This is a genomic window from Nocardia salmonicida NBRC 13393 (assembly GCF_001613085.1).
Taxonomy (GTDB): Bacteria; Actinomycetota; Actinomycetes; order Mycobacteriales; family Mycobacteriaceae; genus Nocardia; species Nocardia salmonicida.
In genome coordinates, this window is record NZ_BDBR01000042.1 from 99,866 (window position 1) to 110,941 (window position 11,076).

Here is an 11,076-nt window from a genome sequence, read left to right on the forward strand (position 1 = left end):
TTCGCGGTGCCGGCGGCGGATCGGAAGGTCCGCCGCCTACTCCCCCGGCACCTTGATCCGCCCTCGCCACTGCCCCATGAACTCCTTCTTGAACTCATCGAAGTACCCGCCCTCGATGCTGGCCCTGATCCGATCGACGAGCCGAATCGTGAAGCGCTCGTTGTGAATCGTGCACAGCGTCGCCGAGAGCATCTCCTTGGCCTTGAACAGGTGATGCAGGTAGGCGCGGGTGTAGTGCGCGCAGGTGTAGCAGTCGCAGTTCTCGTCGATCGGCGTGAAGTCCCGACGGAACCGCGCGGTGTTGATGTTGAAACGACCCTCGTCGACGTAGATCGCGGCATTGCGCGCCACCCGTGACGGATTGACGCAGTCGAAGGTGTCCGCCCCGTTCTCGATCGCGGTGAACATGTCCTCGGGCTCACTGATTCCCAGCATGTGGCGCGGTTTCGACTCGGGCAGCTCATCACAGCACCACCCGACGGTCGTGCCGAGATTGTGCTTCTCCAGGGCGCCGCCGATGCCGTAACCGTCGAATTCCGTTCCGCCGCTACCCCGGATCGTCTCCAGCTCACGACAAGCCTTGCGCCGCAGGTCTTCGTACTGCGCGCCCTGGATCACCGCGAACAGCGCCTGGTACGGCCGATGACCGCGCGCGGCGGTGAGCCGTTCGTGTTCATCGATACAACGCTGTGCCCATTCGTGCGTGCGCTGCAACGACTTCTCCTGATAGCCGCGGGTATTCATCAACGTGGTCAGCTCGTCGAAGGCGAACATGATGTCGGCCCCCAGCTGGTGCTGGATCCCCATCGACACCTCCGGCGTGAATCGATGCTTCGAGCCGTCCAGATGCGAACGGAAGGTGACCCCGTCGTCGTCGACGGTGGCCAGCCGCTCCTTGCCCGCCGCGATCACCTGGTCGGACCGGATGTCCACGGCCTCCATGGCAAGGACCTTCTTGAACCCGACCCCCAGCGACATCACCTGGAACCCACCGCTGTCGGTGAAGGTGGGTCCCGGCCAGTTCATGAACTTGCTGAGCCCACCCGCGTCGTCGACCACATCGGCGCCGGGCTGCAGGTACAGGTGATAGGCATTGGCCAGCAGCGCCTGTGCCCCGATCTCCTTCATCGTCTCCGGCAGGACAGCCTTCACCGAAGCCTTCGTCCCCACCGGGATGAAAGCGGGCGTGGCGATCTCGCCGTGTGGGGTGCCGATCACCCCGGTCCGACCATGCCTGCCCCCGTCGAGACGGGTGCCTACTTCGAAGGAGAACTCACTGCTGTCGGCCACGGCCCCATCGTGCCAGGGCGGAGACGGCGGTATTACTGAGCCGCCGCGAACTGGGCGTTGTACAGGTTGTAGTACGGTCCGCGCTCGGCGAGCAGCCGGTCGTGGGTGCCGTGTTCGACGATGCGCCCCTTGTCCATCACGACGATCAGATCCGCGTCTCGAATCGTCGACAGACGATGCGCGATCACGAAACTGGTGCGATCGCGACGCAGGGCCGCGGTGGCATGCTGGACCAGCGACTCGGTGCGGGTGTCGACCGAGCTGGTCGCCTCGTCCAGGATGAGGATCGACGGCTTGGCCAAGAACGCGCGGGCGATCGTGATCAGCTGCTTCTCGCCCGCGCTCACCCCGCCGCCCTCTTCGTCGATGACTGTGTCGTACCCGTTGGGCAGCGAGTGCACGAACCGGTCCACGTAGGCGGCGCGGGCCGCGGCCTGGATGTCGGCTTCGGAGGCCGTCGGGTTGCCGTAGGCGATGTTCTCGCGGATGGTGCCCTTGAACAGCCAGGTGTCCTGCAACACCATGCCGATGCGCGAGCGCAGGTGGTCGCGGGTGATGGTGGTGATGTCGACGTCGTCGATCGCGATGGTGCCCGCGTCGAGTTCGTAGAAGCGCATCAGCAGGTTCACCAGGGTGGTCTTGCCCGCGCCGGTGGGGCCGACGATGGCGACCACATGACCGGGATCGGCAACCAGCGAAAGCCGTTCGATGACAGGCGTTTCCGGGCTGTAACCGAAGGACACCGCTTCGAACTCCACCCGACCGCGATCCACCGGGCGCGAGTTCTCCACCAGCGGATCGGGACTCTGTTCCTCGGCATCGAGGATCTCGAAGATCCGCTCCGCCGAGGCGACGCCGGACTGCAGCAGGTTCGCCATCGCACCGATCTGGGTGAGCGGCTGACTGAACTGGCGCGAGTACTGGATGAACGCCTGGACGTCGCCGAGCGACAGGTTGCCCGTGGCCACCCGCAGCCCGCCGATCAGCGCGATGAACACGAAGTTCACGTTTCCGAGGAACATGATGGCGGGCATGATCAGGCCGGAGATGAACTGCGCTTTGAAGCTCGCGTCGTAGAGCTTCTGATTGCGGTGGTCGAATTCCTCGCCGACCTCACGAGCACGACCGAAGGCGGTGATGATCTCGTGGCCGGTGTAGGCCTCTTCCACCGAGGAGTTCACCTCTCCGGTGAACTTCCACTGGTTGACGAAGTGCGGCTTGGATCGCTTGGCGATCTGCGCGGTGACCACGATCGCGGCGGGCACGGTGAGCAGCGCGATCAGCGCCAGCAGCGGCGAGATCCAGAACATCATGATCAGGATGCCGATCACCGAGAACAACGAGACCAGCAGCTGACTCATCGTCTGCTGCAAGCTCTGCGAGACGTTGTCGACGTCGTTGGTGACACGGCTGAGCACGTCACCACGTGGTGCGGTGTCGAAATAGCGCAGCGGCAGCCGGTGCAGCTTCTGCTCCACGTCGTCGCGCAGCCGCTTCACGGTCCGGTTGATGGCGATATTGAGCAGGTAGCCCTGCAGCCACCCGAACACCGCGGCGGCCACGTACAGAGCGAGCACGAGCATCAGCACGCGCCCGACAGCGTCGAAATCCACGCCGGTACCGGGGATCACGTTCATCGCCGAGAGCATGTCGGCGCGGGTGGTCTGGCCCTGCTCGCGCAGCAGCTCGATGGTCTGGTCCTTGGTGAGCCCGGGTTCGAGCTGCTTGCCGACGAAGCCGTCGAACACCAGGTTCGTCGCCTTGCCGAGCAGATACGGGCCGAGCGTATTGAGCACCACCGAGGTGATCACCAGCGCGACGATCAGGCCGACGGTGAACTTTTCGGGCGCCAGCCTGCGCAGTAGTCGCTTCAGCGACGGTGTGAACGACTTGGCCTTCGTTCCCGGCGCTCCGGGAACGGGTCCACCTGGCCTCATCGGGCTTCCTCCACGCTCAGCTGGGACTCGACGATCTCGCGGTACTCCGAGCAGCGCTGCATCAATTGGTCATGGGTACCGATGCCCGCCATCGCGCCGTCTTCGAGCACGACGATCTGGTCGGCATCGCGAATCGTCTGAATCCGCTGGGCCACGATGATCACCGACGCGTCGGCGGTCTCGGGCTTCAGCGCGGCACGCAGCCGGGCGTCGGTGGCGACATCGAGCGCGGAGAAGGAATCGTCGAACAGGTAGATGCGCGGCCGGCGCACCAGCGCGCGGGCGATACACAACCGCTGGCGCTGACCGCCCGAGACCGTGGTGCCGCCCTGGGCCACCGGAGTGTCGAGACCCTGCGGCATCTCACTCACGAAATCGGCCGCCTGGGCGACCTCGAGCGCGTGCCAGAGTTCTTCGTCGGTGGCGTCGGGCTTGCCGTAGCGCAGGTTGGTCGCGATGGTGCCGGAGAACAAGTAGGCCTTCTGCGGCACCAATCCGATCTCACCCCGCAGGAGTTCGAGGTCGAGGTGGCGCACGTCGGTGTCGCCGACGTAGACCGCGCCGTCGGTGACGTCGATCAGGCGCGGGATCAGGTTGATCAGTGTGGTCTTGCCCGCGCCGGTCGAACCGACGACGGCAGTGGTGGTACCGGGCGTGACCTGGAATCGGATACCGCGCAGCACCGGCTTCTCCGCGCCGGGGTAGGCGAATTCGGCGAACTGCATGTCGACCGTTGCCGGGTCGCCCTTGAACACCTGCGGCAGTCGCGGCGGGCGAACCGAGGACTCGGTCTCGAGCACCGCGCCGATCCGATCGGCGGAGACGGCCGCACGCGGGGCCATCATCGCCAGGAACGAGGCCATCATGACGGCCATCAGGATCTGCATGACGTAGGACAGCATCGCGGTGAGCGAGCCGATCTGCATCGTGCCGTTGTCCACATGGTGACCGCCGAACCAGATCACCCCGACGGCGGTCAGATTACTGATCAACATCACGGTGGGAAACATCAGCGCCATCAGCTTGCCGACGCGCAGCGAAGCATCGGTGAGTGCGGTATTGGCCATTCCGAAGCGCCAGACCTCCTGCCGCTCACGCACGAACGCCCGCACCACCCTGATGCCGGTGATCTGCTCCCGCAGCACCCGGTTGACGCTGTCGATCCGGGCCTGCATCTCCCGGAACCCGGGCACCATCTTGGTCACGATCGTGCCCATGGACAGCGCGAGAAGTGGCACCGCGATCAACAGCAACCACGACAGCTCGAGATCCTCACGCAACGCCATGATGACGCCGCCGACGCACATGATCGGCGCCATCACCAGGATCGTCACCGACATCACGATGAGCAGTTGGACCTGCTGGATATCGTTGGTCGAGCGGGTGATCAGCGACGGCGCGCCGAACATCCCGACCTCCCTGGCCGAGAACGTCTCCACCCGGTGCAGCACGCCACCGCGCATATCCCGACCGGCGCCCATCGCCGCCTGCGCGCCGAAATACACCGACGCCGACGAGGCCACGATCTGCACGCAGCTCACCGCGAGCATCCACAATCCGGTGGTCCAGATGTAACCGATATCACCCTTGGTCACCCCGTTGTCGATGAGGTCGGCATTGAGACTGGGCAGGTAGAGCATCGCGATAACCGAGATCAGCTGGAGTACGAGGACAGCCACCAGCTGGGCGCGGTACGGGGCCAGATAGGTCCGCAGCAGGGTGATCAACATGATGGACGAAGGCTACAGCGCGGCGATGACCCGCGCCTCGTACTTTTACCAGCCCTGTGGATAACTCTCAGCCTGTGGATAACTCAGGCGCCTGCCGGTGTGCGTGGTTCACGACGCGCCCACGCGCCGGGGTCGGCGACCAGCTCACCGATGAAATCGGGCAGTCGGTCGGCGGCGATATCGGCGATGGAGACGTTCTCCAGCACGGCCCGGATATTGACCCGCAGCGCGATCCACACCTGCTGCAACGGTTCCGCCGCACCGGGATATCGGACGTCTTCGGGCCGCTGCCCGCGCACCGACGCCAGCGGCGACTCCACCGCGCGGATCACATCGGCGACCGAGATCTCGGTCGCCGGCCTGCCGAGGCGATACCCGCCGTCGGGCCCTCGCCTGCTCAGCACGAGCTCGGCGCGACGCAGTTCGGCCAGCACCGTCTCCAGCACCTTCGGTGGGATCTGCGCGGCGGCGGCGATGGCCTCGGACTTGACGACTCCATCGGCCGCAGCGAGCTCGAGCAGCGTTCGCACCGCGTAATCGACCCTGGCGGTGATATGCACGGTGTCGAACTTACGCGGTGCTCCTGGCGGGAGCGGTCAGCGGCCGGAGGCGGTAGCGAAGCGTCACCACGCAGGCCGCCCGCTCACGCCGAATTGATACAGCCGGTCAGTACGCAGGTTGCCGCGTCGAGCAGAGTCCTCTCGACCATCTCGTCGGTGGCGCCCGGCGCCAGCTCCGAGGACAGCAGCGCCACCCCGAGCACCTCGATGGCGGCGGCGGCGCGCAGCATCGAGTCCTGGGTCGGGTCGGGTCCGGCCAGCCACAGCCGCAGCTCACGGGTGGGTTCCATCAGGTCGGGGTAGCGGTCGGCGATGGCGTTGACGATGGCCGCCGTATCGCGCACGCAGAGCGCGCCCGCGGCGCGGTGGCGGATCATGCCGCGCAGATAGGTGCGCAGGACCGCGCGGATACCCTCGTCGTCATAGGGCACGGCGTCGATGTCTTCGACGATGTCGCGCATGTGATCGATGATCGGATCGATGATCGCGAGGAGCAGATCGAGCTTCGAAGCGTAGTGGTAATAGAGCGAAGCCTTCGTGATTCCCACCACATCCGCGACCTCGCGCAAGCTCGTCTGCTCGAAACCCTTGGCGGCGAACAGCGCAACCGCGGCATCACGGATCGCCTGTTTGGTGCCCCCACCTGCGGTGACGGGTTCGGCGATGTCTCGGGCGGGCATGGCGGCAATCCTCCCATGATTCGGTGTGACGGACCCGGAGCTCCCGATATCGAGGTTGCTCCTCCACTTATTCCCTAGGTAGTCTACCTACCGCACGGTAGGCAGAAAACGATGTTGTGGAGGCGGGTCCCGCAGGGGTGGCCCGCGAGTGCTGTCTACGAGCCATGCCACCCACCCGTTCTTCGCGCTAGGAGCACCCGCGTGTCCGTATACCTGTACAGATGGGGAAAGTTCGCTTTCCGCCGTAAATGGATTGTCTTGCCGGCCTGGCTACTGCTGTTCGTGCTGCTCGGCGGCCTCGGCGCCACGCTGAGCAAGCCGATGTCCAACGATTTCAGCATGCCCGAGCTCCCGTCGGCTCGCGCCAACGAGATCCTCGACAAGCACTTCGAAGGCATGTCGAAGCAGTTCTCGATGGATGCCGTCACCGGTACCTACGTGATCGGCGCGCCGGAGGGGCAGAAGCTCACCGACCCGGCCAACCGGGCCGCGATCGAGGCGTTCATCGCCAAGCTCAACGACCTGTCGATCGTCGATCACGAGAAGAAGCTGACCAGCCCGGTCGCAGCCACCGAGGAGATGGGCTGCCTCGCCGCCCCTGACCCGTCGAAGTGCTCGTCCGCCCCGCTCAACGTGCTGAGCGAGACCGCACCCGACACCGTCGGCGTGCTCAGCGTTCCGTTCACCATCAAGGCGGTCACCGATGTGACCGACACCGAGCGCGACGCCGCCTTCGACGTCGGTACCGAAGCCCGCAATGCCGGACTCACCGTCGAGCTCAGTGGCTCGATCGCGATGAAGCAGGAACAGCCGAGCGGCAAGTCCGAACTGATCGGCATGGGTGTGGCGCTGATCGTGATGGTGGTGGCCTTCGGCGCCATCGTCGCCGCGGTCGTGCCCATCATCACCGCCATCGTCGGCCTCGGCGCGGCGACCTCGCTGATCATGCTCGGTACCTCGGTGATGGAGGTGCCCGGGTTCACCACCTTCCTGGCCTCGATGATCGGTATCGCGCTCTCGATCGACTACGCGCTGTTCATCGTCTCCCGGTACAAGCACGAACTGGCCGTGCGTGATTCGGCCGAAGAAGCCGCGGGCACCGCGCTCGGTACCGCCGGTTCGGCCGTGGTGTTCGCCGGTCTCACCGTCATCATCGCCCTCGGCGCGCTCGGCATCGTCGGCGTGGAGTTCCTGACCTTCATGGGTCTCGGTGGCGCCATCGCCGCCGCGTTCGCGGTGCTCACCGCCGTCACCCTGATGCCCGCGCTGATGGGTGCCTTCGGCAAGTCGCTGTTCAAGCCGAAGCTGCCGATCGTGGCACAGCACGATCCCGACGACGAGAACTCGATCACCAACGGTCAGCGTTTCGCCAAGCTGATCGCCAAGGCGCCGTGGGTCGCGCTGATCCTGTCGGTGCTCGTACTCGGTGCGCTCGCCGCACCCGCCGCCGGTCTGAACCTGGGCCTGCCCGGTGACGACAGCATGCCGAAGACCTCCACCATCCGTAAGGCCTACGACCTGCGGACCGAAGGCTTCGGCGAAGGCAGCAACGGCGTTCTCATGGTCGCCGCCGACCTGAGTGCGACGCCCGAGGCCGACCGTAAGGCCGCGGTCGGTGCGCTGCGTGCCAAGCTCGAGTCCTACGAGGGCATGGATTACGTCACCGAGCCGGTGTGGAGCAAGGACAACCAGGGCGCCATGCTCAACGGTGTCCCGAAGTCCGGTCCGAACAACCAGGACACCAAGGATCTGGTCGCCGAAGCACGTGGCGCGGAAGCGGATCTGAACGCGCAGTACGGCATGGCCTACGGCATCACCGGCACCACCGCCATCTACGCCGATGTCGATCACGTGCTGCTCAGCAAGATCCTGCCGTACCTGGCGATCGTGGCCGGTGCCGCGTTCATCCTGCTGATCCTGGTGTTCCGCTCGATCCTGGTCCCGCTCACCGCGGCGCTCGGCTTCCTGTTGTCGATGGGCGCCACCTTCGGCGCGACCGTGCTGATCTTCCAGCAGGGCAAGTTCGGCCTGATCGAGGATCCGCAGCCGCTGGTCAGCTTCCTGCCGATCATGTTGATCGGCTTGGTGTTCGGCTTGGCGATGGACTACCAGGTGTTCCTGGTGACCCGCATGCGCGAGGAATTCGTGCACGGCAAATCGCCCAAGGACGCGATGGTCTCCGGCTACCACCACGGTGCTCGCGTGGTGACCTCGGCCGCGATCATCATGATCTCGGTGTTCGGCTCCTTCATCCTGGAAACCGACGTCACCGCCAAGTCGTTCGGTTTCGCGCTGGCCGCCGGTGTGGCGATCGACGCGTTCATCGTCCGCATGATCGTCGTCCCCGCGCTGCTGGTGATCATGGGCAAGTGGGCCTGGTGGATGCCGAAGTGGCTCGACCGCGTCGTGCCCGATATCGACGTCGAAGGCGCGAAGCTCGAGCAGCTGCGCAACGAGACCGTCGAAACGGTGAAATACCCGGTTTCGGTCGGCTGATCCGTCACTGAACCGAACGGCCCCGCAATCCGCTACTGGATTGCGGGGCCGTTCATTTTCGGCATCCGCGCTGCACCGGTGCTTGATATCGCCGTTGCTGGGCACCAGACTCAGGGCTAGTTCGACCCGGCTATACCTCCGATCCGCGCTCTGCACCGATCCACGAGGAGAAGAACCGTGTCTGTCTATCTCTACCGGTGGGGCAAGCTGGCCTTCCGCCGCAAATGGATTGTGCTGCCCGTCTGGTTGCTGCTCTTCATGGTGCTCGCGGGGCTGGGATCCTCGTTGCAGAAGCCGATGACCGATGACTTCAGCATGCCGAACCTGCCCTCGGAACGGGCCACCGAAATCCTCGATAAGCACTTCCCCGGTATGTCAGAGGCTTTCGCGTTCGACGCCGTGACCGGCACCTACGTCGTGGGCGCGCCCGCGGGCCAGAAACTCACCGACCCGGCCAACCGGGCCGCGATCGACGAGCTGATCGGCAATCTCGAGCAACTCGACATCGTCGACCACGCCGAGCCGATCGTGAATCCGATCACCGCTACCGAGGAAATGGGTTGCCTCACAGGGCAACCCGATCCGTCGACATGCAGTGGCGCACCCCTGAATGTGCTGAACGAGACCGCACCCGAGACCGTCGCGTACTTCAGCGTCCCGTTCGCGATCACCGACTTCGCCGACATCACCGCCGAGGAACGCGAGGCCGCCTACAACGCGGGCGACACCGCCCGCGCGGCCGGGCTGACGGTCGAGATCAGCGGCACCATCGCGATGGAACAGGAGATGCCGAGCGGCAAGTCCGAGATGATCGGTATGGCTGTGGCATTGGTGGTGATGATCGTGGCGTTCGGCGCGATCGTCGCCGCCTTCGTGCCGATCATCACCGCGATCGTCGGACTCGGCGCGGCGACTTCGCTGATCTTCCTGTCGACGTCGGTGGTGTCGGTGCCGAGCTTCACCACATTCCTCGCCTCGATGATCGGCATCGCGCTCTCGATCGACTACGCGCTGTTCATCGTCTCGCGCTACAAACATGAACTGGCGGTGCAGGATTCCGCCGAGGAAGCGGCGGGCTCGGCCTTGGGAACGGCGGGTTCGGCGGTGGTGTTCGCCGGGCTCACCGTCATCATCGCGCTGGTCGGGCTGAGCATCGTCGGGGTCAGATTCCTGACGTTCATGGGCCTGGGTGGCGCCATCGCCGCCGCGTTCGCCGTGCTCACTGCCATCACGCTGATGCCGGCACTGCTCGGCGCGTTCGGCAGGGCGCTGTTCAAGCCGAAGCTGCCGGTGATCGCCCAGCACGATCCCGAGGACGACAGCGTCGTCACCAACGGCACCCGCGTGGCCAGAGTGATCGCCAAATTCCCCGCGGTCACGATGATCCTGGCCATTGTGGTGCTCGGCCTGCTCGCCGCACCGGCGCTGAACCTGAACCTCGGCCTGCCCGGCGAGGACAGCCTGCCCAAGTCGACCACCGTCCGTAAGGCCTACGACCTGCGCACCGAAGGCTTCGGCGAGGGCAGCAACGGTGTGCTCCAGGTGGCCGTCGACCTCAGCGAAACCCCCGTCGACCAGCGTCCGGCGGCGCTGAATGCCTTGCGCGTCAAGCTGCAGTCCTACCCCGACATGGATCTGGTCACCGAGCCGCAGATGAGCAAGGACGGTGCGGGTGCGCTGATCAACGGCATCCCCGAGACCGGACCCAATGCCCAGTCGACGAAGGATCTGGTGCAGTCGGCGCGCGCTGCGGAATCCGATCTGAACGAGCAGTACAACATGTCGTACGGCATCACCGGGACCACCGCCATCTACGCCGATATCGACCATGTACTGCTGAGCAAGATCGTTCCGTACATGGCGATCGTGGCAGGCGCGGCGTTCATCCTGCTGATCCTGGTGTTCCGCTCGATCCTGGTCCCGCTCACCGCCGCGCTCGGCTTCCTGTTGTCCATGGCGGCCACCTTCGGCGCGACGGTGCTGATCTTCCAGGAGGGCGAGCTCGGGCTGATCAAGGATCCACATCCGCTGGTCAGCTTCCTACCGATCATGTTGATCGGCTTGGTATTCGGGTTGGCGATGGACTACCAGGTGTTCCTGGTGACCCGCATGCGCGAGGAATACGTCCACGGCTCCGATCCCACCGATGCCGTGATCAAGGGCTATCACCACGGTGCGCGAGTGGTGACCTCGGCGGCGATCATCATGATCTCGGTGTTCGGTTCGTTCCTGCTGGAATCCGACGTCACCGCCAAGTCGATGGGCTTCGCGCTGGCGGCGGGCGTGGCCTTGGACGCGTTCGTCGTCCGGATGGTGCTCATTCCCGCTTTGCTTGTGCTGCTGGGCAAGTGGGCGTGGTGGATGCCGAAGTGGCTGGACCGGA

7 protein-coding genes are annotated in these 11,076 nt (G+C 65.2%); 2 read left to right on the forward strand and 5 right to left on the reverse strand.

Going from position 1 to position 11,076, the window contains the following annotated elements:
* Window positions 1-36: 36 nt before the first annotated feature.
* From tgt to NS1_RS31160, 5 genes are all read right to left on the reverse strand, one after another.
* The gene (gene tgt, locus NS1_RS31140) at window positions 37-1,290 is read right to left on the reverse strand and encodes a tRNA guanosine(34) transglycosylase Tgt (RefSeq protein ID WP_062990243.1); all 1,254 of its coding nucleotides are present in this window, start codon (window positions 1,288-1,290) and stop codon (window positions 37-39) included.
* Window positions 1,291-1,322: 32 nt separating this feature from the next.
* Window positions 1,323-3,227, reverse strand: a complete 1,905-nt coding sequence (locus NS1_RS31145; RefSeq protein ID WP_062990245.1) for an ABC transporter ATP-binding protein — start codon at window positions 3,225-3,227, stop codon at window positions 1,323-1,325.
* Window positions 3,224-4,957, reverse strand: a complete 1,734-nt coding sequence (locus NS1_RS31150; RefSeq protein WP_062990247.1) for an ABC transporter ATP-binding protein — start codon at window positions 4,955-4,957, stop codon at window positions 3,224-3,226. Before NS1_RS31150 ends, NS1_RS31145 begins: the two co-directional genes overlap by 4 nt.
* Before the next feature lie 83 nt (window positions 4,958-5,040).
* Window positions 5,041-5,517 (reverse strand): RrF2 family transcriptional regulator, encoded by a 477-nt coding sequence (locus NS1_RS31155; protein ID WP_056822080.1) that lies wholly within the window; start codon window positions 5,515-5,517, stop codon window positions 5,041-5,043.
* Window positions 5,518-5,600: 83 nt separating this feature from the next.
* The gene (locus tag NS1_RS31160; protein WP_056822082.1) at window positions 5,601-6,197 is read right to left on the reverse strand and encodes a TetR/AcrR family transcriptional regulator; all 597 of its coding nucleotides are present in this window, start codon (window positions 6,195-6,197) and stop codon (window positions 5,601-5,603) included.
* A 201-nt stretch (window positions 6,198-6,398) separates the two neighbouring features.
* Between NS1_RS31160 and NS1_RS31165 the strand changes: the two genes are divergently transcribed.
* Complete coding sequence (locus tag NS1_RS31165) at window positions 6,399-8,693, forward strand: MMPL family transporter (protein WP_062990249.1); 2,295 nt, start codon at window positions 6,399-6,401, stop codon at window positions 8,691-8,693.
* 177 nt (window positions 8,694-8,870) lie between these two features.
* Window positions 8,871-11,076: MMPL family transporter (locus NS1_RS31170; protein ID WP_062990251.1), on the forward strand; the 2,206-nt coding region annotated here is incomplete at its 3' end.